The organism is Bradyrhizobium sp. BRP56, from assembly GCF_020194035.1.
In the GTDB taxonomy this organism is placed as follows: Bacteria; Pseudomonadota; Alphaproteobacteria; order Rhizobiales; family Xanthobacteraceae; genus Bradyrhizobium; species Bradyrhizobium australafricanum.
The window spans coordinates 123,068-145,186 of the sequence record NZ_JADYVV010000004.1 but is presented as its reverse complement, the minus strand read 5'-3'; the positions used below and the strand labels follow the sequence as shown (position 1 = coordinate 145,186).

Annotated in this window: 17 protein-coding genes and 1 pseudogene; 14 read left to right on the top strand and 4 right to left on the bottom strand. The window is 59.1% G+C overall.

What is annotated here, in order from left to right:
- Positions 1 to 5: 5 nt before the first annotated feature.
- Positions 6 to 251, bottom strand: a complete 246-nt coding sequence (locus I6F38_RS05105; protein WP_225159295.1) for a hypothetical protein — start codon at positions 249 to 251, stop codon at positions 6 to 8.
- Positions 252 to 732: 481 nt separating this feature from the next.
- Complete coding sequence (locus I6F38_RS05100; RefSeq protein WP_225159294.1) at positions 733 to 1,023, bottom strand: hypothetical protein; 291 nt, start codon at positions 1,021 to 1,023, stop codon at positions 733 to 735.
- A gap of 248 nt (positions 1,024 to 1,271) precedes the next feature.
- Here I6F38_RS05100 and I6F38_RS05095 point away from each other — a divergent pair, with 248 nt between their 5' ends.
- From I6F38_RS05095 to ccoS, 10 genes and pseudogenes are all read left to right on the top strand, one after another.
- Positions 1,272 to 1,499, top strand: coding sequence for a hypothetical protein (locus tag I6F38_RS05095; RefSeq protein ID WP_075968369.1), 228 nt, complete (start codon positions 1,272 to 1,274; stop codon positions 1,497 to 1,499).
- Between the two features lie 386 nt (positions 1,500 to 1,885).
- Positions 1,886 to 2,218: a hypothetical protein gene (locus tag I6F38_RS05090; protein ID WP_125459132.1), complete on the top strand. Its 333-nt coding sequence runs from the start codon at positions 1,886 to 1,888 to the stop codon at positions 2,216 to 2,218.
- Between the two features lie 66 nt (positions 2,219 to 2,284).
- Positions 2,285 to 3,937, top strand: a complete 1,653-nt coding sequence (gene ccoN / locus I6F38_RS05085) for a cytochrome-c oxidase, cbb3-type subunit I (RefSeq protein WP_026192393.1) — start codon at positions 2,285 to 2,287, stop codon at positions 3,935 to 3,937.
- Positions 3,938 to 3,945: 8 nt separating this feature from the next.
- Positions 3,946 to 4,680, top strand: coding sequence for a cytochrome-c oxidase, cbb3-type subunit II (ccoO, locus tag I6F38_RS05080; RefSeq protein WP_225159293.1), 735 nt, complete (start codon positions 3,946 to 3,948; stop codon positions 4,678 to 4,680).
- Between the two features lie 11 nt (positions 4,681 to 4,691).
- The gene (locus I6F38_RS05075; RefSeq protein WP_225159292.1) at positions 4,692 to 4,856 is read left to right on the top strand and encodes a cbb3-type cytochrome c oxidase subunit 3; all 165 of its coding nucleotides are present in this window, start codon (positions 4,692 to 4,694) and stop codon (positions 4,854 to 4,856) included.
- A gap of 6 nt (positions 4,857 to 4,862) precedes the next feature.
- Positions 4,863 to 5,735: a cytochrome-c oxidase, cbb3-type subunit III gene (ccoP, locus tag I6F38_RS05070; RefSeq protein WP_225159291.1), complete on the top strand. Its 873-nt coding sequence runs from the start codon at positions 4,863 to 4,865 to the stop codon at positions 5,733 to 5,735.
- Between the two features lie 77 nt (positions 5,736 to 5,812).
- On the top strand, positions 5,813 to 7,282 hold the full coding sequence (ccoG, locus tag I6F38_RS05065; RefSeq protein WP_225159342.1) for a cytochrome c oxidase accessory protein CcoG: 1,470 nt from the start codon (positions 5,813 to 5,815) through the stop codon (positions 7,280 to 7,282).
- 22 nt (positions 7,283 to 7,304) lie between these two features.
- On the top strand, positions 7,305 to 7,805 hold the full coding sequence (locus I6F38_RS05060) for a FixH family protein (protein WP_225159290.1): 501 nt from the start codon (positions 7,305 to 7,307) through the stop codon (positions 7,803 to 7,805).
- 12 nt (positions 7,806 to 7,817) lie between these two features.
- Entirely contained in the window at positions 7,818 to 10,004 is a 2,187-nt protein-coding gene (locus I6F38_RS05055; protein ID WP_225159289.1) for a heavy metal translocating P-type ATPase, read from the top strand.
- A pseudogene (gene ccoS / locus I6F38_RS05050) lies at positions 10,004 to 10,150 on the top strand (cbb3-type cytochrome oxidase assembly protein CcoS); the annotation flags it as partial. The gene I6F38_RS05055 and the pseudogene ccoS, both read left to right, overlap by 1 nt.
- Positions 10,151 to 12,082: 1,932 nt before the next feature.
- Here the strand turns inward: ccoS and I6F38_RS05045 are convergent.
- Positions 12,083 to 12,634 (bottom strand): MarR family transcriptional regulator, encoded by a 552-nt coding sequence (locus I6F38_RS05045; protein ID WP_225159288.1) that lies wholly within the window; start codon positions 12,632 to 12,634, stop codon positions 12,083 to 12,085.
- Between the two features lie 973 nt (positions 12,635 to 13,607).
- Here I6F38_RS05045 and I6F38_RS05040 point away from each other — a divergent pair.
- Positions 13,608 to 14,576, top strand: a complete 969-nt coding sequence (locus tag I6F38_RS05040) for a sulfotransferase (protein WP_276573470.1) — start codon at positions 13,608 to 13,610, stop codon at positions 14,574 to 14,576.
- A 79-nt stretch (positions 14,577 to 14,655) separates the two neighbouring features.
- Here I6F38_RS05040 and I6F38_RS43940 read toward each other — a convergent pair whose 3' ends face one another.
- Positions 14,656 to 14,841 (bottom strand): hypothetical protein, encoded by a 186-nt coding sequence (locus I6F38_RS43940; RefSeq protein ID WP_276573469.1) that lies wholly within the window; start codon positions 14,839 to 14,841, stop codon positions 14,656 to 14,658.
- 278 nt (positions 14,842 to 15,119) lie between these two features.
- Here I6F38_RS43940 and cysD point away from each other — a divergent pair, with 278 nt between their 5' ends.
- The 3 genes from cysD to I6F38_RS05025 all read left to right on the top strand — a co-directional run bounded on the left by cysD (position 15,120) and on the right by I6F38_RS05025 (position 22,114).
- A complete protein-coding gene (gene cysD, locus I6F38_RS05035) occupies positions 15,120 to 16,019 on the top strand; it encodes a sulfate adenylyltransferase subunit CysD (protein WP_225159287.1) in 900 nt (299 codons plus the stop codon).
- On the top strand, positions 16,019 to 17,902 hold the full coding sequence (cysN, locus tag I6F38_RS05030) for a sulfate adenylyltransferase subunit CysN (RefSeq protein WP_225159286.1): 1,884 nt from the start codon (positions 16,019 to 16,021) through the stop codon (positions 17,900 to 17,902). The genes cysD and cysN overlap by 1 nt, the downstream gene beginning before the upstream one ends.
- Before the next feature lie 1,800 nt (positions 17,903 to 19,702).
- Entirely contained in the window at positions 19,703 to 22,114 is a 2,412-nt protein-coding gene (locus I6F38_RS05025; protein ID WP_249794056.1) for a 2-aminoethylphosphonate--pyruvate transaminase, read from the top strand.
- Positions 22,115 to 22,119: the final 5 nt, after the last annotated feature.

The following is a 22,119-nucleotide window of genomic DNA, read 5'->3' as shown; positions in this document are numbered from 1 at the left end:
ACCTTTCAGACAGTACGAACCACATCGTTTGTCCGCCCCGCGACCTGGTTCAGCCCAACACTGCGCAGGCGGCGCGCGGTCTCGATCGCAGCAGTCGCCGCCTCGGGTCTGTCGGCGGAGGCATCGTCGAACCCATCGTGCTGGGTCATGACCCTCTCGCCGATCCAAATATCGGGATTGATGCTACGAAGCACCTTGCCACCTTCGGTCGAACTGATCCGGACCTGCTCAAGCCTTCCCGGGTTGGTCATGATCGGGTTTTTGCAGAAACTGGACTGGACCGCGGCCCACAATTGGGCCCGTCGCCGAGCGAGTTTCGCCGTGGCCTGTCATATCGAGCATCCTTTGTTGGTGGGACATCTCCTTGCTACGGCGTCGGTCGTGGGACGGATCGGCTAGCTGCGCTCGGCCCCGCGCGTCGGGCCGGTCCGCGGGTCGATGACGTGGACACCATCGCAGGCGATGCAGGTTACCGGGTGCAGGTCGTTGGCGCTTGGCTCGACTGCGTCGTTCGGCAGCAGTGCTTGAACACAGTCGCCCGTATTTGAGCACGAAAAGATGATGGGGCGCCAAGTCTTTCTGTGAGCCATATGTCTGACCTTGACTGGAGATCGTTTCTATCGCTCGGCCGCCGCTGAAGTATTGATCCAGGTCAAAAAAAGCGATGCGCGTCTAGAACGACCGACGGCGTATGGCTGCCGCGAGCAGGACAGGGGCCAAACATGTTCCCGTTCAGATGATTTGCTCGCCTCGCGCCTTGATCACGACAAGCCCTGGAACGGCCGGATTGATGGAAATCAAAATAGAGGCGATGCAATCATGCGAATGTTGAAGCGCACTGGACGCGCATCGGACCATGACACACGTGTCATCAATGATGCGAGAGGCGCATAGGAGACCCTTAGTGATTGCTCGCCTCGCATTGTCGGTGGTCTTGCCGGCGCTGATCGCAGCCATAGGCTTTGGCGCGGAAGCCCTGAACCTTGGCCTTATCGAAACCTTGGCTGCGGCGAGCTTGGTCATCGGCTTTGCCATTGCGGCGGCAGGGTGGGTCGTCAGGCGCGAGATAGGGGCGGTTCGCCCCATTTGCTCACGATCACGGGGACGCAGGTCTGGCTAACGACATGCCGGGCCGCCAGCACGCGTCAGAACAGTCTCTGTCACGGTAAGTGACCGATTACTTTGGATGCTGCTTGAGACAAATCAAATACTCTCCGCGCGCTAATGGCAGAATAGGCAGGGATAAGCAAACCCACCGCAAGAGGGTAGTCATGCCTTCATTTAACGTTCGCTTCATTAAGACCGTCTGTGACGATACCGGCCACGAGCATCGTGCCTGTCAGGCAGCGTTCAAGGTCGATGCCGCATCGCTGAGTGCTGCTGCACAGCAAGCGGAGAGCGACTTTTGCAAGCAAAAAGGTGTCCGCGATTGGACCATTTTCGCGGATGCGATGGAGCTTCGAACCCCGCCTGCGTTGCCCCCGGCATGGGGCGGCTAGCCTTAGTTCGGCTAGCGCAGGTCCTTGCGAATTTCATAGCGATGGTCAATCCGCGAGTTCAAGCGCGATCTTTTAAAACATCGCGCCGAGTCGATTCGAAGGAGCTCGCGATGCTGTCGCTAATGCGGCAGGCGGGCTGTTGCCCGCAACACGAAATGGGCCTCGGCGCAGTCTCGCAGGCGCCCCGGGGTAGAGCGATCCGGATCGAACGATTTGCTCTTACATTTGATGCAGGTCAAAAACAAACCTGCCTCCAGCAGCTATGGCTGCTTCGAGGGACATGACACATGGTCAGCCAACCTGCACATATCGGTAGTCCTTGGCGGTTTAGGAATTTGCTCAGCCGATTGCGAGCGAGCCTGTCTCGGACGTCCGAGCTGGCTTGCTTGAGCCCGCAGGACATCGATGCGATCGCGCGCGAGCTTAATCTGTCTACATCCGCTTTTCGAACCCTGGCACAAAGTCCGGGCTCTCCCGAACTCTTGAGCAAGCGCCTCGCACTTGCCGGTTTTTCCGAGCATGCGCTTGCCGCCCGCCATGGCGACGTACTGCGCGATCTGCAGCGAGTATGCGGCCTATGTCAGGCCAAAGCCCGTTGCGTCGCCAACCTCCAAACAGGGAACTATCGAAATCCGCTGAAAGACTGCCCCAACGAACAAACCCTGCGCGCGCTCGGTCGTGAGGTCGACGACGGCCTCCCGCAGCGCTTTTGCGATTGATGAACCCAATCGCTTAGCTCGCCGGAAATAATTCCCCAAGCATCCCGCTTTCAAGAAGGCCAAGCCATGACAAGCCCATCCTTTGCCTCGAAATCCACGACGATGGGTGAGGCAGGCCTGATGTCGGTATTTGCAGTTTCTGCCTACGTCTTCTTTTTCGCCGGAGCGATGGGGCACGATTCTGCGTTTACCTTCCACGCATTGCTGGCTTCCGCCGCCAGTCTGACCGCCACGGGCGTCATCCTCAATCGCTACTATGAACGGCCGGCGCAATTACCGCCGGCGCAGATCAATGGCCGACCGAACTACAATCTCGGTCCGATCAAATTCGCCTCGGTGCTGGCGATGTTCTGGGGCATTGCGGGCTTTTCCATCGGTCTGCTGATCGCCTCGCAACTTGCCTGGCCTGCACTGAATTTTGATCTGCCCTGGGCGAGTTTCGGTCGGCTCCGGCCCTTGCACACATCGGCTGTGATCTTTGCGTTCGGCGGAAACGTGCTCATCGCGACCTCGTTCTACGTCGTGCAGAAGACCTGCCGCACCCGTCTGGCTGGCGATCTTGCGCCATGGTTTGTGGTCGTTGGCTATAATTTCTTCATTCTGATCGCAGGCACTGGCTATCTGTTCGGTGTCACCCAGTCGAAGGAATATGCCGAGCCGGAGTGGTACGCCGATCTCTGGCTCACCATCGTCTGGATCACTTATCTCATTGTGTTCGTGGCGACACTGTTGAAACGGAAGGAGCCGCATATCTTCGTCGCCAACTGGTTCTATCTCGCCTTTATCGTCACCATTGCGGTGCTCCACCTTGGCAACAATCCTGCATTGCCGGTATCGGTGTTCGGTTCGAAATCCTACATTGCCTGGGGCGGCGTGCAGGATGCCATGTTTCAGTGGTGGTATGGCCATAACGCGGTCGGCTTCTTCCTGACCGCCGGCTTCCTGGCGATCATGTACTACTTCATTCCGAAAAGAGCCGAGCGGCCGGTCTATTCTTACCGTCTCTCAATCATCCATTTCTGGGCGCTAATCTTCCTCTACATCTGGGCCGGACCGCACCATCTGCACTACACCGCCCTGCCGGACTGGACGCAGACGCTGGGCATGACGTTCTCGATCATGCTGTGGATGCCCTCATGGGGCGGCATGATCAACGGCATGATGACGCTCTCGGGCGCCTGGGACAAGCTCCGCACCGACCCGGTACTTCGTATGCTCGTGGTCTCGGTTGCCTTTTACGGCATGGCGACATTTGAAGGTCCCACCATGGCAATCAAGGTCGTCAACTCGCTTAGCCATTACACGGACTGGACGGTCGGCCATGTGCATTCGGGCGCACTGGGCTGGGTTGGCTTCGTATCATTCGGCGCGCTGTATTGTCTGATTCCCTGGCTTTGGAATCGACAGCTGTATAGCCTCAAGCTCGTCAACTGGCACTTCTGGATCGCCACGATCGGGATCGTGCTCTACATCTCCGCGATGTGGGTGTCCGGCATCCTGCAGGGGCTGATGTGGCGCGCCTATACTTCGCTCGGTTTCCTCGAGTACTCGTTCATCGAGTCGGTCGAGGCCATGCATCCCTTCTACATCATCCGTGCCGCGGGTGGCGCACTGTTCCTGATCGGCGCGCTGATCATGGCCGCCAATCTCTGGATGACGGTGAATGCGCGGGAAGCTGATCAAATCCAGGACGCTCGAGCGCTCCAGGTCGCGGAATAGGTCATCGCATGTCGCTCTGGAACCGACACAAAATCTTTGAGAAGAACTCGATCATCTTAATCGCTGGCATCCTTGCCGTGATAGCGATCGGTGGCCTGGTCGAGATCACGCCGTTGTTCTACCTCAAGAGCACGATCGAGGCCGTAGACGGCGTGCGGCCGTATACGCCGCTCGAGCTTGCCGGCCGCAACATCTACGTACGCGAGGGATGCTATGTCTGTCACTCGCAGATGATCAGGCCGTTACGCGACGAGGTCGAACGCTACGGGCATTACTCGCTGGCCGCTGAGAGCATGTATGACCATCCGTTTCAATGGGGCTCGAAGCGGACTGGCCCGGACCTCGCACGTGTTGGCGGGAAATATTCCGATGAATGGCACGTCACGCATTTGACCAATCCGCGCGCGATCGTGCCGCAATCGGTGATGCCGGGCTATCCGTCGCTGGCGAACACCGAGGTCGACCTGACCGACATGGTCGCACATCTGCGCACCAATCGGGCGATCGGCGTCCCCTATAGCGAGGACCAGATCAACAACGCTGTCGCCGACATGAAGACGCAGCTCGATCCTGACAGCGCGAACGTCGAATCGTTCCAGAAGCGTTACCCGAAGGCCGCTGTGCGCAATTTCGACGGCAAGGCCGGCAATCCGACTGAACTCGATGCGCTCGTCGCCTACCTGCAGATGCTCGGCACGTTGATCGATTTCAAGCTCTACGACGAAAAAGCCAATCTGCGCTGAAGGATCCTCTGATGAAAGCGGTTATTTCCATCGAGAGCCTGGCATCGAGCTTCGTCGTGACGCTCTGGACGCCGCTGTTCGTCGGCATCTTCATAGCCATCGTCGTTTACGCGCTGTGGCCTCGCAACAAGAGGCGTTTTGATTCTGCGGCGCGCATGCCGCTGCGCGGGGATTGACAGATCATGACCGAGCACAACGACATCGATCACATCTCCGGCCGCTCCACGACGGGGCACGAATGGGATGGTATAAGGGAACTCAACACGCCGCTGCCGCGCTGGTGGATTCTGAGCTTCTATGCCACAATCCTTTGGGCGATAGGCTACTGGGTCGTTTATCCGGCATGGCCGCTCCTCTCAAGCTACACGACAGGCGTGTTTGATTATTCGACCCGCGCCAGCGTCGTCAACGACCTTGCAGGTCTTGAGAAGCTGCGCGGCGAGAAGATGGCCGTGCTGGGCAAAGCGTCTCTTACCGAGATCGAGAAGGATCCGGCACTGCTGGGATTGGCCCGCGCGCGCGGCAGGACGGTGTTCGCGGACAATTGCGCGCCATGCCATGGGAGCGGTGGCGCGGGTGCCAAGGGGTATCCGAATCTCAATGACGATGACTGGTTGTGGGGCGGATCGCTCGACCAGATCCTGCAGACCATTCAGTTCGGCGCACGTTCCGGGCATGCCCAGGCGCATGAGGGACAAATGCTGGCCTTTGGCCGCGACGGCATCCTCACGAAAACCGAGATTGTCACCGTAGCAAACTACGTGCGATCGCTGTCAGGCCTGACCACGGTAGCCAAGTTCGATGCTGCGGCCGGCACCAAGATCTTTGCCGAGAATTGCGCGGTCTGTCATGGCGAGAACGCCAAAGGCAATCAGGCGCTCGGCGCACCGAATCTGACTGACCGGATTTGGCTGTACGGCTCGGACCAGGACACGCTGGTCGAGACCATCAGCTATGGCCGCGCCGGCATCATGCCGGCTTGGAGCGGGCGGCTCGATCCCGTCACAGTCAGGGCACTTGCCGTCTATGTCCATTCGCTCGGCGGCGGACAATAGGCGAGATGCGCCGCAAAACCTGCGCGCCGGTGACCCAGGATCATCGCGAGCCATCCGCGCCCGATGTAAGGTCGGTCATGAAGCCTACCGCAAACAAGACGGTTTCGCTCGATGCGCCGGTGATTGACGAGGATGGACCCCTCTATGCAGCCCATAGGAAGGTCTATCCGCAGAGCGTCCGCGGTACTTTCCGCACGATCAAATGGCGGCTGATGGTGGTGTGTCTGGGCATCTACTATCTGCTGCCCTTCGTGCGTTGGCATCGTGGCCTCGGCGCTCCCGACCAGGCGGTGTTGCTCGATTTTCCAAACCGGCGATTCTACTTCTTCTTCATTGAACTGTGGCCGCAAGAGCTCTATTACTTCACCGGTTTGCTCGTGCTTGCTGCCATCGTGCTGTTCCTGATGAACGCACTGGGCGGGCGGATTTGGTGCGGTTATCTCTGCCCGCAGACGGTCTGGACCGACCTGTTCTATGCGGTCGAGCGCTGGGTCGAGGGCGACCGTCGCGAGCGGCTGAAGGCCGCCGCGCGCCCGATGACAGCAGGGCGCGCGGCAAAGCGCGTGCTGAAGCACGCAATCTGGTTGATGATTGCTTGGTGGACCGGCGGCGCCTGGGTGCTCTACTTCGCCGACGCGCCGACCTTGGTGCACGATCTGGCAACGTTCCAAGCGCCCGCAACCGCCTATATCTGGATTGGGATCCTGACCGCTTCGACATATCTGCTGGCTGGCTACATGCGCGAGCAGGTTTGCGTTTATATGTGCCCGTGGCCGCGCATCCAGGCCGCGCTCACCGACGAATGGGCCCTCAATGTCGCCTACAAATACGACCGCGGCGAGCAGCGCTGCTCATTGAAGAAATCATTCGATCTGCGCGCACGCGGCGAAAGGGTCGGAGACTGCATCGATTGTAATCAATGCGCGGCGGTCTGTCCGACCGGGATCGATATACGAAATGGCGCCCAGCTGGGCTGCATCCAGTGCGGGCTGTGCATCGATGCCTGCGATGCCGTCATGAAGAAGATTGGGCGCAAGAGCGGCCTGATCGGTTACGACAACGACATCAATATCCGCCGGCGGATGGACGGCAAGCCAGAGCTGTTCAAGCCGGTACGCCCGCGCACGCTCGTTTATGCCTTTTTGATCACGGTCATCTGCGCGGTGATGGTTTACGAGTTGTTGTCGAGAACGATGCTCGATCTCAGCGTTCTGCATGATCGTAATCCCATGGCTGTCAGGCTCAGCGATGGATCGGTTCGCAACGCCTATACCGTGCGTTTGCTCAACAGGCGCGACTTCGATCGGGTAATCGCCATCGACATCGATGGGCCGCCCAAGACGTCCGTCCACGTCGTCGGCTCCGATTCGGTGACCGTGGATCGGCCGATGATCGTCCTGGCTCGCGATACGACGACAGAACTGCGTGTGCTGTTGACAGCGCCGGTTGACGGCATGGCGGAACGCTCGATGCCGGTGAGGATTCGGGTCACCGACCTTGGCCTCGGCGAGGTAGCCTCCGCATCGGATCATTTCGTTCTTCCCTGACGATCACTGACGGGATGTGACCATGACTGCATCAAATCAAGTCACGTGGCCCATTACCGGGCGCTTCGTCCTGATCGCGATTCTTGCGTTCTTTTCGGTCGTGATCGGCGCCAATCTGGTCATGATGCGCTTTGCCATCGTGACGCTGCCGGGGACGGAGGTTGACAGCGCCTATCGTGCGAGCCTCGCCTATCAGCGCGAGATCATCTCGGCACGGCAGCAGAACGAGCGAAACTGGCAGGTGCAGGTATACATCCACCGGCAGTCGGATGGTGAAGCTGAGCTTGCGATCGAGGCGCTCGACCGCCTAGGTGCGCCTCTCGCCGGAATGAATTTCGTGGCCCGCCTCGAGCGCCCGGTCGACCGCCGGGCCGATCGGGCGATTGATGTCTCGCAGGCCAATGCTGGGATCTACCGCGGCAGCGCCTCGGGCGTCGCTGTCGGGCAGTGGGATCTCGTGATCGAGGGCGACGATGACGGCCGCCGCATGTTTCTGTCGAAGAACCGCATCGTCCTGAACTGAGAGCGTGTGCACATGCAGTCCGACATCGATTTTTCTCACTTTCTGAAGAGGACAGGCGCGGGCCGCCTCCAGCTTGACCTTGCGGTGGAGGGGATCAGTTGCGCGGGCTGCATGGGCAAGATAGAGCGCAATCTGTCGAGCATTCCGGATGTGACCTCGGCACGCGTGAACCTCACCGATAATCGGCTGGCGCTCGAATGGAAGGCCGGAGCGCTCGATCCAGCTCTATTTGTCAAGCGGCTCGCCGAATTAGGCTATAGGGCATATCCGTTCCAGCGGGACAATGCGGAGACGCTGGAGGCGGAGAGAGCGCAGGACTTGCTGCGGCGGCTGGGCGTCGCCGCCTTTGCCGCGATGAACGTGATGATGCTGTCGATCCCGGTATGGTCCGGAAATGTCTCGGACATGCTGCCGGAACAGCGCGACTTCTTTCATTGGCTCTCCGCGCTGATCGTCCTGCCGGCCGCGGCTTATTGTGCGCAACCATTCTTCTCTTCCGCTTTTGCCGTGCTGCGGGCGCGCGGAACCAATATGGACGTTCCGATCAGCATCGGCATCCTGCTCGCCCTGGCGACGTCGGTGATCGAGACCATCGCTCATGCCGAGCACGCCTATTTCGATGCGGCGATCATGTTGATCGCCTTTCTGCTCGCAGGTCGCTATCTTGACCAGAACATGAGGCGACGCACACGCGCCTTCGCCAGCAACCTTGCAGCACTCAAGGCGGAGACCGCGGCGAAGTTCATTAGCCCGACTGAGATCAGAACCGTTCCGGTGGCGGCGATCAAACCGGGGGACATCGTGCTGGTGCGCCCCGGCGAATGCTGTACAGTCGACGGCAACGTGATCGAGGGAAGCTCCGAGATCGATCAAAGCCTTATTACCGGCGAGACTTTGCCGGCGATCGCGACGCCCGGCAGCGCGGTGTTCGCCGGCACATTGGTACGGTCCGGCACCCTGCGCGTCCGTGCAGCGGCGACCTCGGACGGCACACTGCTTGCTGAGATTTCCAGGCTGCTCGATCATGCCCTGCAAGCGCGCTCGCGCTATCTGCGCCTCGCCGAACGCGCGTCGCGGCTCTATGCGCCGATCGTTCACATCACGGCCTTCCTCACCATGCTGGGTTGGCTTGCCTCTGGCGCCACCTTTCATGATTCGGTGGTCACGGCGATCGCAGTCTTGATCATCACCTGCCCCTGCGCGCTGGGTCTGGCTATCCCCGCGGTGCAGACGGTGGCCGCTGGCGCACTGTTCCGTTCCGGCGTGCTGCTCAATGCCGGGGATGCAATCGAGCGTATCGCCGAGGTGGATCGGGTGATCTTCGACAAAACCGGGACGCTGACGCTGCCTGAACTCGATGTCGCCAATCTCGCCGGCATTCCCGAGGATGTCGTCAAATTGGCAGGCCGGCTGGCGCTGTCGAGCCGCCATCCGGTCGCCGCCGCCCTGGCGCGTGCTGCCGGCGCAAACGAGCCGTTGGCCGATATCGAAGAGGAGCCGGGACGGGGCGTCCGCGGTTACTATGAGGGCGCGCCGATCCGGCTGGGCCGCCCCGCGTTCTGCGGCGCTGACAGCCTCGCTGACGAGATCCTGTGCCATCATCCCGAGGCCTCCGTCGTCGCGTTCAGCCACGGCGAGGCGAGGCATGTCTTTGCCATCAGGCAAAGGATGCGGCCGGACGCGGTCGAGGTCGTCACAAGCCTCGCACGCCTTGGCATCATGGTGGAGATCGTTTCCGGGGATCGCGAGCCGGCTGTTCGGCGGGCGGCCGAGACGCTTGGCATTCACAAGTGGCGGGCCAACGTCTCGCCGACGGACAAGGTCGCCCGGGTCGAAGATCTGACGAGCAGGGGATACAAGGTGTTGATGGTCGGCGATGGCTTGAACGACGCGCCCGCGCTCGCAGCAGCCCATGCCTCGATGTCGCCTGTCACCGCCACCCATATGAGCCAGGCGGTCGCTGATGCGATCTTCCTCGGTGAGCATCTCGGGCCCGTGATGATGGCGGTCATTGCCTCGCGCGGGGCGCTGCGGCTGATGCGGCAAAATCTCTGTCTTGCTGTCGTCTACAACGTCCTGGCTGTGCCCGTTGCGATCGCCGGCTTGGTGACGCCGCTGATTGCCGCGGCGGCGATGTCATGCTCGTCGATACTGGTCATGCTTAACGCGCTGCGGGCGCGAAGGGGCGAGGCCCTCTGATGGAAGTGCTGATCTATCTGGTTCCGCTCGCCCTTTCACTCGGCTTCCTCGGTCTGCTTGGCTTTCTGTGGTCGCTGCAGAGCGGCCAATATGACGATCTCGACGGCGCGGCCTGGCGCGCCATCGCCGATGAGGAGCCCGATCAGCCTCCAGTACCGATCCAAATAGTGCCAATGGACCAGCGCATTTGTGGAAGCGGGCGTCGACGCGAGTACTACCTCGCCCGTCCAGGCGGTCCACCGCCGCAACTGTGGGACAGGCGAAGGTCGGACGGTTAGCAGCCTGTTGATGGCGGCAACGCGCCGTGATCAGCCGCGGCTGCTCAGTGGCCCACTCGCTATCGATGACCATAGTATGAGAGCGCGACGGTGTCTGCCGGATTCAATGCCTGATCCCTCTGAGCTGGATACAAATCTCGACCCTACCTGAAGTCCTCTGGCTAATCGCAATTCGCTTTCTCATGGTGTTTCAAAGACTTGTAACAGCCTGCTGGGTTCCAACAACGATGTGTCAATTAGGAGACTGGATACTCCAATTCGTGGCCAAATTTCTCGATACGAAAACCTCCACGAAACTAACAACGGGCAAGGCGCTGTAGCTATTGCTTCTGAACACATGACAGAGCCTTGCACCTTTGCGGGAGTTCTATGCTTGCCTCCTTTTTACGGTCGTCGCTGTGAAAAAAATATGTTAGAAGCCGCTCCTCTCAAAAGGAGCATTCATTGTGAAAAAAGCAACCAAGAAACGCGTTAAGCGGCGCGAGTGGACTAAGGCAGATATCAAAGAACTCAAGGTCCATTCAAAGGCTCGGACCCCGGTCACAAAAATATCAAAAATGACTAAACGCTCTGTCGGTGCGCTACGCCAGAAGGCCTTACATCTCGGAATCGGACTGGGACATCAGCGGTAGCTAATTGGGCTGCGCTGTCGATTGCGACAGTAGGGCGGCTCCCGGGCCGCCCTTATTGGCTGTTGGATTGTGTCGCAACAGGTGGTTCGGCCCAACCGTTGATCAACCAACTTCGAGCCCGGCTAATTTCCTATCGATTTCAGCGCCGCGATTGTTGCTGCTGTCCAAGAACTTAGCATTGTCGGACCTTTATAAAGTGAGGTGATCGAATCCAGCGAGCTCAGTGAGTACAGTCTGCATTCCTGGTACGACGAACGTCTGGTCTGCTTCTCGGCGTGTACCTGCCAGAGGACTGGCCGCTTGGTTCTGCGGCCGGCCAGCTTTGACGAGGTCCCGGAGTCCTCAGCTGGCTGATCAGAGGAGAGCTTGTCGCCTATGACGTTACGGTGGGTTGCCTCGACAAGGAGCTTCTCCAACACAGGGCAGAGCGTGTGTGTCCGCGATCGGCGGTGCGTCAAGATCTTCGCAGGTTCGAGCGACGATCGATTTGCAGATGAAGATAGGCTTTTCACGCCGCGTGCTGGTTGGAGCCTGGCGATGGCGGAGCGGCCTCGAGCGTCCGGCATCTTCGATGAGATTTTTAGAAAGCGCTTTGTGGCTATATCTCGGCAAAAAGCTGGTGACTCGCTAAGTCAGATGAGCCTGCAGATCTACGCCAGCTCTGCGCGATTTGCTTAAGCGCGAGATTCAACTCCCGCAACATCGAGGTCTGTACGAAGGACGCGCCCGAAACTGCTCGAGAATGTTGAGCTTTGGTCAGGGGGCGGCTCGCAGCTACCTCGTTGTTACTGCGGTGGCCCCTTTGGCTGCCCACAGTTAAGAAGGTTTGTCGTTATGGCCTAAGAGTGGATTCTGCAAAAGTGGGACGCGGCGCAGTCATGGGCCCACGGGTTAGCCGATGGAAACAACATTGCGAGTGGGGCGTTCCTCGAAGATCATTTGGGCGCAAGAGTGCCCCGCCCAGCCTGCTGGTGAGCTCGAGCGTCGGAACGATACGGCGCGCTCAGCAGCAATAAAAACAGCGCTCGGTTGGCTTGATATCTGGCGGCCGAGCGGCTGCGCCCTGAGCCCGTCATCATCTGCTTGCCCTCGTCGGTATGCACGGACCACAACCACCTTCGTTCGCGCTGCTTCAAGGAAAACTCGAAGACTGGAAGCGTTGACATGGCTACGTGGCATCATTTCTGACGGACGTGCGTTTGGTCTTCGGAAGGCCAGAACCGCTCTCGCGGTAGACCTTCTCCAGACGACGCCTGACTGCGGCCAGCTCGGCAATGAACTCGCTTGATCCGTTAACCCCGAATTCATCAGAAGCGAGCTCATTCAGTGCTTCCTGCCGTGCCAAAGATGCCAGACGTTTACGAGTTTTGGCTGTCAGCGTCATCTGCACGACCCGAGCGTCGCTTGCGCAGTGCTTGCGTCGCAGGAATCCATTTTTCTCGAGCAGCTTTGAATGGGTCGTGACGAAGGATGGATCGACGTGCATCAACTTTGACACCATGTTGACGGGGACACCATTCTCTTTCCCCAAATAGGCCACGGCCATCAGGATCATCCACTGTGGCCCGGTGATGCCAAGGACATCGGCTCGGGATCTCGCAAGCTCTTCGAGCCACGCACTGATCGATCTGATCTCCCACATGAACGGCCGGATCGTCTCCAGTTCGTCAGTAGAGATACTGCCAAGCGCGTTTGCTGGGCCAGGCAAATCCGGCGGCATCGAAGCTCTGGTTCCATCCTTTACCAGCTTCCCTTAGCGCGAATGAGTACTGACAACAACGCCGTAAGGGCAGGTAGATCAAATACTTGGTACGGTACGGACGAAAGGGGAGCGTGCCAATCATGAGCTGGCCGCAGCAGTTTCGGCAACACCGCGCTCATTGTCTTGACGAACCAGGGCTATCCACGGGCGGCTTTTGTCGGGATCGATACCACGCCGGTAAGATTGATGCTCCTACCAACGAGACGTCCATGGTCTGCCTCATTGGCTACTCGCCGGCTTGTTCACTCCTTTGCTGTATCATCGAGCCGTCAAAGTCTCGAGCGAGGAACGTTAGAACGTCTGCGCCGCGTGTCGCGAGATCTCGACGCGTCGCTTTCCGTCTGATTAAAGGGGAGACGACTTGCTCTTCACACGCGGTCGGACTGCAATGACCAGCACCGCGAGTTGTCGGGCGCAGACCATCAGCCTCGATGAGATCGGGCCGATTGTGCAGAAAGCAATCGATAAGCGACAAGGCAAGTTCAACAACGAGGTCCGCCGGTGGGCTATCATCGAAGCCAATGCAAATTGCATCCGAAGCCAGACGATACGCCTTGCCGCTCGGTTGCCGGGGCTCGTGTCGTCGCTTCACGCATTCGCCAACAGTGTTGTGTGGGGGTTACCCGATAAACCGCAGTATAGTCTTGTCATCCGATTCCATATTGGCGGCTTGCCTTCGTATAGTTGAGCTGTCTTTTGGTCACAACTAGCCTTGCGAGTAGTCGCAAGCTGCCGATTGCAATTGCCAAAAAAGCTTGCGCAATTCATCACTTCGACGGATTCAGACCATGAATTGCAGGCGCCTCCCTCCTCGTATGGCAAAGTGTCGCGAGCGATCGGCCGATGGGAAATTGCGCGGCCGCCGTCGTCCTCGAGCGAACAGGTGTGTGGTCCGGGGTTCGCTTTCCTCGAGCACGTCGGGAGCGGTATCTTGAGCCAGGATGCAAACCGCGGGGCCACGGTCTGCTTTCTGCTCGGCCTTCCACGGTCCGGAACGACGCTGTTGGCGCATCTGCTCCAACAGCATCCGGAAATTACAGCTCCACCAGAGCCTTGGCTCATGCTGGCTCTTGAGGCGTTTGGCAGGGTGGACCATCGTCACCCGGCCGGAACATCTCTGATCGAAACGGCAACTTCGGAGTTCTTGGGCCGGATCGATCGCGCTGCGGTCAGCCGTGCCTTTGCGGATGCGGCGTACGGTGCGTATCTGTCCTCGGCGGGCAAGCGCATCATCGTGGACAAGACACCACGCTACTGGATGGTCCTCGACTATTTGGATCTTCTCTATCCCGAAGCGCCGCATATTCTTCTGATGCGCAATCCCTACGCCATTGCCGCATCCCTGAAGTCGACTTGGGGAATCCCCCTTCAGGCGGAAAGCTCCCGTTCGGTCAGCTTGTCCTCGCTTGCTGATCTCATGCTCCGTCTGCCTGACAGCATTGCCACTTCGCTTGCTGACCTGGTTCTCGGCTTGCCCAAGCTCGCTGCGCACCGCGATCGCCGGCAGACGATGGTGGTGCAGTACGAACGCCTGGCGGCGTGTCCGGAGGAGGAAATTCAGCGTCTCATCGCTGGCCTTGGCTGTGATCCAAAAGACTCTGCAGCTACGTCGACGGCTCGGGCCGATTATCTTCACTCCAGCAGCTTTGGAGATCGGAAAATCCTTGAAAGAAGGACCGTCGATGAGAAGTCTGTCGACGCGTGGCAAGTCCAATTGGGCATCGAAGAGATGCAAACGATAACCGATCTGATCGGCGTCGAGTTGATGATACAGCTCGGATATGGAGCGGAATTGCGGCACGCACAACAAGCCGGAGTGGTTGATAAAGGGCGCGCTGTGGTGGGATCTGCGCCTCAGCAGGGAACGGGCATGGTCGAACATTCCAGCCAACCCCGGTAAGCTGACCCCTGGCATTCGGCAGCCAATCGAGAACTCTTGCTTCACACCAGATGCATCCACAGGGCACGATCCGCAGCATCTATCCGGAACCGACTTCGACCAAAATCAGGAGCTGACGAGTTCGATGGCGGCGCAGTTGCGCATGGCACTCTTGGCCTCGGAATCGGATCGAGGTGCCCAGCAAGAGGCCGTTCGGGATCGCGACGCCGTTATCGAGGCGCTGCGGGGCGAGATCGTACGGCTCGAGGAGGGGCGCAGCAATCATGAGCGATGACCCCCTCAGGATTATGGTCAAAATGTGCTGCCTGCCTTATCGAGCTCGTTGTCTAGCTAGCAAGCGGAAGTAAGTCGACCGGATCGCGTGTCCGGCCGCGCTTCGATTGGATACTGGCAGACGCCGACGAAGGATGGAGCGCTATCCGCTGTTTGACCCGGTGGACGCCGATGCGCTATGGCAGGCGCCGATCGCTGCAACGCCTATCGGGCCTATCGCAAGGCAACGCGGTACTGAACGAACTAGAGATCCCGCATCGTAGAAGACACATGCTGCCGAAACATCTGCGCCGTCTCGAAGCTGAATCGATCGAAATCATGCGTGACGTGGTCGCCGAGTTCAAAAAGCCGGTCATGCTCTACTCGATCGGAAAAGACTCGAGCGTAATGCTGCACATTGCGATCAAGGCCTTCTATCCCGCAAAACTGCCTTTTCCCCTGCTTCACGTCGACACGACCTGGAAGTTTCGCGAGATGATCAGCTTCCGAGATGCGACAGCCAAGCGCCTCGGCCTCGATCTGATCGTCCATGTAAACGAGGAGGGCATCGCGCGCGGGATCAATCCGATCGAGTCCGGCTCCGCGCTTCATACCCAGGTGATGAAGACCGACGCCCTGAAGCAGGCGCTCGACTTCCACGAATTCGATGCCGCCTTTGGCGGCGCCCGGCGTGATGAGGAAAAGAGCCGCGCAAAAGAACGGATACTCTCCTTCCGTTCGTCCGGGCACGTGTGGGACCCCCGCAATCAGCGGCCGGAGCTCTGGAACCTGTTCAACACGCGGATTCGCTTAGGCGAAACCATGCGCGTTTTTGCGATGTCAAACTGGACTGAGCTCGACGTGTGGGAATACATCATGTGCGAGAAGATTCCGGTCGTCCCGCTCTACTTCGCAAAGCAAAGACCGATCGTGCGTCGAAATGGCGCGACGATCATGATCGACGACAAACGATTGCCGCTTCTGTCTGGCGAGACGCCGCAAATGCGGATGATCCGTTTCCGCACGCTGGGCTGCTATCCGTTGAGCGGGGCTATTGAATCCGACGCGACGACGATCGAAGACATCGTCGCGGAGATGCAGACTGCGACGGTGTCGGAGCGCCAGGGGCGCTTGATTGATGCCGATGAAGCCGCTTCGATGGAGAAAAAGAAGCGGGAAGGCTACTTTTGATGCTTGTCAAAGCGATAACGGAGTCTGTCCAGGCCAAGCCGAAGGATCAGCTGCGATTCATCACGTGCGGTTCGGTGGATGACGGGAAGTCGACGCTGATCGGCCGGCTGCTGCACGACAGCAAGATGATCTACCATGATCAGATGACGGCGCTGGAACGGGACAGCGCCAAGCACGGCACGACCGGCCGTGAGATCGATTTCGCGCTGCTCGTCGACGGGCTTGAGGCCGAACGAGAGCAGGGCATCACGATCGATGTGGCCTATCGTTTCTTTGCGACGGAACGGCGCTCGTTCATGGTGGCCGATACGCCCGGCCACGAGCAGTATACTCGCAACATGGCAACGGGCGCCTCGAATGCCCAGCTCGCTATCATCCTCATCGATGCCCGCAAAGGCGTGCTGGTCCAAACCAAGCGCCACTCGTTCATCTGTTCGCTCCTTGGTATCCGCCATCTCGTCCTGGCGGTGAACAAGATCGACCTCGTCCACTACAGCAAAGAGACCTTTGATCGGATCGTCGCCGACTATGTGGCCTTTGCCAGCGATCTTGGCTTCGAATCGATCGTTCCGATCCCGATCTCTGCCAGGCACGGCGACAATGTCGTCGACCGCTCCGGCAACACCCACTGGTACGATGGTCCCTGCCTGCTCGGCCAGTTGGAGAGTATTGATATCCGGTGCGACAGCTCCGGGCAGGCCTTCCGCTTTCCGGTACAGTGGGTAAACCGGCCGGACCTGGATTTCCGCGGCTACGCCGGGTCCGTGGCCTCGGGAAGCATCTCGGTGGGGGACGACATCGTCGTCGCAGCGTCTGGACGGACCACGCGCGTCAGGCGGATTGTGACGCAGGGCGGCGATCTGTCCTGCGCCGAGGCCGGCGATGCAATCACGATCACTATTGAAGACGAAATCGATATCGGCCGTGGCGATCTCCTGGCACGTCCGAACGAGCGGCCGGAGCTCGCCGATCAATTCGCCGCTCATCTGATCTGGATGGATGAGGACCAGCTCGTTGTCGGGCGCAATTACATTCTGCGCATTGGATCGCAGACCACAGCCGGTAGCATTAGCGCGATCAATCATCGGATCGACGTCAATACACGGGAGCACCTGTCAGCCGGGACTCTTGGCCTTAACGAGATCGGCTTTTGCAATATCTCAACCACCCGGCCTGCGGCGTTCGATCCTTACGAGGCCAATCGCAAGACCGGATCATTTATCGTCATCGACCGGTATACAAACCGTACGGTCGCGGCCGGGATGATCGCATGCCCACTGCGGCGGGCGACCAACATCGCTTGGCAACCCGTTGCAGTGGGACGCAAGGAGCGGGCCGACCTCAAGAACCAGAAGCCTTGCATCATTTGGTTCACCGGCCTGTCAGGCGCGGGAAAATCGACGATTGCCAACATCGTCGATCAAAAGCTGTTCGCAATGTCCCGGCATGCCATGCTGCTGGATGGGGACAACCTGCGGCACGGATTAAATGCGGACCTCGGCTTCTCCGAGGCGGACCGCATGGAAAACATTCGGCGTGCCGGGGAAGCTGCCAAGCTGATGGCGGACAGTGGCTTGATCGTAATTTGTTCGTTCATATCGCCCCACAGGGCCGAACGAGACATGGTACGCAGTCTGGTCGGCAAGGAGGAGTTTGTCGAAGTCTTTGTCGATACGCCGATCGAAGAATGCGCGCGTCGCGACCCTAAAGGTCTTTATTCAAAGGCGAAGTCCGGTAAGATCAAGAACTTCACCGGCATCGATGCGTCCTATGAAGCGCCGATAAGACCCGAAATTCATCTCAGGACCATGGAGCAGACACCTGAGCAAATGGCCCAGGCCGTGATCGATGTGTTGATGGCTCGCGCAATTCTTGGCGGTTAGTGTTCGTCAAACCTGTCACCGCGCATCGCACCATCGATAGCAGGAGATGCCTCCCACTAACCTGCTGGCCCGGCCACGGCGACTCGGGTTAAGCACAGGCATCAATCGGACTCAGGCTCCAAAGGAACAAAATGGTTGCGTCCACACGTCGATTGCCCGCTTCTGGTTATGTGCTCGAAATCGACGGTCAATTGAAAACCGAATTCGCGACCAGGGATGGGGCCTTCGCAGGAGCCCAGGAGCTCAAGAAGCGCCGTCCCATGCTCCAGGTCAGAATCTATGACGCCAGGACAAAGGCCAGAGAGGAAGTCCGACTTCCAGTAGCTTGAAGTTTCGCTTGACGCCGTTTCCCGCGCGTCCGACTAGCGTCATGCCGAGGGCTCTCGTAACCGAGCTGCCGGCGTCTCGGACATCCAGCTTCGATCTCTCGCGCACGATGAAGAAGGGCAACTCGTTCCTACGGGTCTAGCCGCATCCGGCGCAATTGTTTGCCAGTACATTGACTTGGGAAGCAGGAGCAGCCTGTCCCGACGCTCGGGCGCTAGGCCTACCCTCCGGCGCACTGCCTTCAGTTTGGGCCGTATCCCTCACGTGCGCGCGAGAGCTTCAAAGGGCCGTCTGCGGGGCTGGCTGTGAACATGTCTGCACGAGGCGGGCCGGCAGGGGCAAAGAGAAAGCCGCGGGAGAGGCTCGCGACGCCGGTCTCCCCCACACCCAATTCATGCCGGACCGCTCACCTCCTCAATGAGCCTGCAGCTTGCTGGCGTCAGTTCTCGTGGGGAAAAACTCGACCCAAGGCCGCTAACGGCCCCAGCGAGGGGGTAGACGCTAAGGGCGAGGCTATCGCTGGCTCGATTTCCGGCATTTTCGACGCTCTGTTTTGAGCTTGAGCGACACCGGCCTCGAGCCGGACGCCGGATCGAGAGTGCGCTCGACATTTGGCAGATCTAGCAGAGGAGCCAACCGAGCAGAATGGCTCGAGGGAGCTATCCGTCGAGCCTCATGACTGCTGCCAGGCTCGTCGAGCCGAAACACCGTTGAGCTGCTCCGCGATCGAATTGAGCATTCGAGCTCCACGACGGCGCACCGCCGGCGGCGGCACTCTGGATCAGCCATCAACCACGGCACGCCCGCCGGGATGATCGACTGCCGGGACGATCCTGATGTCAAATGATGAAAACTCCGAGCTCGCTTGCCGCAAATCACATCGTTCAGCCGCTCGAGTTGGCTTATCGCTCCTTTTGGAGGTGCACGTCAGAAAAAATTCACACGAGAAGAGTTCGGGAGAGGGTTGAAACGCACCTAACGTCAAGTTGTACGATCTGAAAATGGACGGCAAAGGTCGTCAACGTCCCGAATTCTCCAACGAGTGACAGTATGCGAATGTCCCAAGTCTCAGGCTCACGCAGGATCAGGCTCATCAGCAACGGAACGCATCATGTCCGTCAGGCGCGGATCGATATCCGCACGCGATGGACCCGATGTGCACGTTCGTCCGAACCTCAACGTTCGCTTGAATGCACGGGTTTGGCGTAAACCGATCGACGCCTAGCTAGCAATGCGACGGCGCTCAAATCCTTGCATGCATGATGTGGTGGGCTGCTGGCGATGCTTGCCCGCGCCTATGGTGTTTCTCCCAGCAGCAGATGAATCGAGAAAGCCTGCGCCCAAGGGGGGGAGGTCGCATCATCGCGCTTCAGATCCATCGACGAATACGGTTTAAGGGGAATTGGTGTGACTAGACAACGCTCTCTGCTGACGCCTGGTCCATTGTCGCTGTCGCTGGCGGTCAGGAGCCAGATGCTGCTCGACCTCGCATCGCGCGATGGTGAGTTCAAGGAAGTGACCGCCCGCATGAGGCGGCTGATGCTCAATCTGCTGGGAGGTGCCAAGGACTATTCGGTGGTCCCCATTCAGGGGGGCGGGTCCTTTGCAATGGAAGCCGCGCTCTCTTCATTCGTGTCCAGGAACGACAAGCCGCTCGTTTGCATAAACGGCATCTATGGCGAGCGCATTTTCAAGATTCTGCGGCTGTGGGGCGTCGAAGCGCTGAAGCTTGTCAAGCGAGCGACCGAGCCCCTGGACCCCCAGGAAGTTGCCGAGCAGCTGAGCCGAAATCCCGGCGTTACTCACCTATGTCTTGTGCATTGCGAGACAACAACCGGAATCGTCAATCCGCTTGACGCGATCATAGAGGAGGCGAGGCGGCGTGGTGTGAAGACGATCGTCGACGGCATGAGCTCTTTTGGCGCGATTGACATCGACCTAAGCCGTGGTGGACCGGATGTCCTGGTCACATCGAGCAATAAGTGCATCGAAGGGCCGCCAGGAGTAGCTTTTGTCATCGCGTCTCGCGAGCTGCTGGAAAAAGCGGTTCAAGAACCAAGGTCATTTGTGCTCGACGTGAGAGACCAATGGCTCTCGCTCGAGCGTACCGGAGAGTGGCGATCGACCCCACCCACCCACATCGTTCAGGCAACAACGAAGGCTTTGGAGATTCTGGAGGGGGAGGGCATTGATGCCAGGCGCCGCAGGTATGAGAAGGTCAGAGACGATCTCGTCCAAGAACTCGAAGGGGTAGTGTCTCCGCTGCTATCCGCCGAATTGCAGTCTCCGGTCTGCGTCGCGTTCAGCGCGCCGTCCGGAATCGCGGATCAGGCAGGCTTCGATGGGCTATATCGTCACTTGGCGGCCCACAATCTTTATATCTACTCGAAGCTGCATCTTGCGACGCGGAGTTTTCGGGTCGGCTGCATTGGCGAGATCCAGCCCAGTTGGATCGAGCAGTTGGGGTGCGCCTTTCGTACATATTTTCGGTCCGGCCCGGCTTCATCCATGGGGACGCCGTCAACCCGCCAGGCCTGCGAGCGTGGGGTCGAGATGTCATCGTCCTTCGCAAAGGACTCGCAGCTGCCGTTCTCTGCCGAAACTGCTGTTCTGCACGCCGGCTACCGACGCGATCCGGTGACGAAAGCTGTCGCAGTGCCGATCTATCAGAACACGGCTTACGAACTTGATGGCGATCTGAATCACATTGCGGACGTCTATAACGTCAAGGCTGATGGATTCACCTATACGAGGATCATCAACCCGACGACCCGCGCGCTGGAAAGAAGGTATGCCGCGGTCGACATGGGAAGCGACTCGCTCGCCGTCGCATCAGGTCAAGCGGCAACCTTTCTTGCCATCGTCAACCTGTCAAGCGGCGAGGTGGGGGACAATATCGTCGCCTCACCGTATCTCTATGGCAACACGTGGAATCTGCTCCATAACACGCTGAAGCGTCTTGGTATCAGCGTCAGAACGGCAGACCCCCGAAGGCCCGAGACCTTCGAACGTGCCATCGATGATCGCACGATCTGCCTGTTCGGAGAGGTGATTTCAAATCCTTGCCTGATTCCGCTTCCGGTCAAACAGCTGGCTGAGATCGGCCGAAAGCACGGCGTTCCCTTGGTGGTGGATAATACGACGACCCCGCTGGTATGTCGGCCGTCAGATCTCGGTGTTGCGATTACAACCTACTCCGCTACGAAATACATATGCGGCCATGGCACAACGCTGGGCGGTCTGATCGTTGACAACGGCAAGTTCAGCTACCGCGGCGCCTCTCGCTTTCCCTTGTTCAACAGTCCTGACGAGGCGCATGGCGGGATCATCTGGCGCAACGCGCTGCAAGATGTCGACGATCTCGGAAAAAGCGAGGTTCTCTTGAAGGCTCGCATGACCTGGTTGCGCGATACTGGCGCGGCCATTGGCCCCTTTGCGAGCTTTCAGCTGATCCAAGGCCTTGAAACGCTGCCCCTTCGCATGAAGCAGCACTGCGCAAACGCCAGGATCGTGGCCGACGTTCTTAAGGAGCATCCAAAAGTGCGCCGCGTCTTCTACCCGGGGCTGTTCGAGGGAGCCGATCGGGAAACTGTCGACCAGACACTCAATCCCGCATACGGACACGGCGCGATGGTCATGTTCGAAGTTGAGGACGAGCAGGCCGGGCGGAAATTCATCCAGAATGTCGACCTGATGTATCACGTCTCGAATGTCGGGGACGCCCGTACGCTCGTAACGCATCCTGTTTCGACCACCCACACCACTGTTCCGCGGGAGAAGCGCGAAGCCGCCGGCATATTTGGCGGCTCGATCCGACTTTGCGTGGGCATCGAAGATGTCGACGACATCGTGCGCGATCTGGACAGGGCGCTTTCCGCAATCTGACAACT

Bases quoted from the DNA above. Each gene is read 5' to 3' on its own strand.
- I6F38_RS05105 (WP_225159295.1), bottom strand. From the start codon at position 251: ATGACCAACCCGGGAAGGCTTGAGCAGGTCCGGATCAGTTCGACCGAA.
- I6F38_RS05100 (WP_225159294.1), bottom strand. From the start codon at position 1,023: ATGACCAAGCTCGCCGCAGCCAAGGTTTCGATAAGGCCAAGGTTCAGG.
- I6F38_RS05095 (WP_075968369.1), top strand. From the start codon at position 1,272: ATGCCTTCATTTAACGTTCGCTTCATTAAGACCGTCTGTGACGATACC.
- ccoN (WP_026192393.1), top strand. From the start codon at position 2,285: ATGACAAGCCCATCCTTTGCCTCGAAATCCACGACGATGGGTGAGGCA.
- ccoO (WP_225159293.1), top strand. From the start codon at position 3,946: ATGTCGCTCTGGAACCGACACAAAATCTTTGAGAAGAACTCGATCATC.
- I6F38_RS05075 (WP_225159292.1), top strand. From the start codon at position 4,692: ATGAAAGCGGTTATTTCCATCGAGAGCCTGGCATCGAGCTTCGTCGTG.
- ccoP (WP_225159291.1), top strand. From the start codon at position 4,863: ATGACCGAGCACAACGACATCGATCACATCTCCGGCCGCTCCACGACG.
- ccoG (WP_225159342.1), top strand. From the start codon at position 5,813: ATGAAGCCTACCGCAAACAAGACGGTTTCGCTCGATGCGCCGGTGATT.
- I6F38_RS05060 (WP_225159290.1), top strand. From the start codon at position 7,305: ATGACTGCATCAAATCAAGTCACGTGGCCCATTACCGGGCGCTTCGTC.
- I6F38_RS05055 (WP_225159289.1), top strand. From the start codon at position 7,818: ATGCAGTCCGACATCGATTTTTCTCACTTTCTGAAGAGGACAGGCGCG.
- I6F38_RS05045 (WP_225159288.1), bottom strand. From the start codon at position 12,634: ATGCCGCCGGATTTGCCTGGCCCAGCAAACGCGCTTGGCAGTATCTCT.
- I6F38_RS43940 (WP_276573469.1), bottom strand. From the start codon at position 14,841: ATGATTGCTGCGCCCCTCCTCGAGCCGTACGATCTCGCCCCGCAGCGC.
- cysD (WP_225159287.1), top strand. From the start codon at position 15,120: ATGCTGCCGAAACATCTGCGCCGTCTCGAAGCTGAATCGATCGAAATC.
- cysN (WP_225159286.1), top strand. From the start codon at position 16,019: ATGCTTGTCAAAGCGATAACGGAGTCTGTCCAGGCCAAGCCGAAGGAT.
- I6F38_RS05025 (WP_249794056.1), top strand. From the start codon at position 19,703: ATGCTGCTCGACCTCGCATCGCGCGATGGTGAGTTCAAGGAAGTGACC.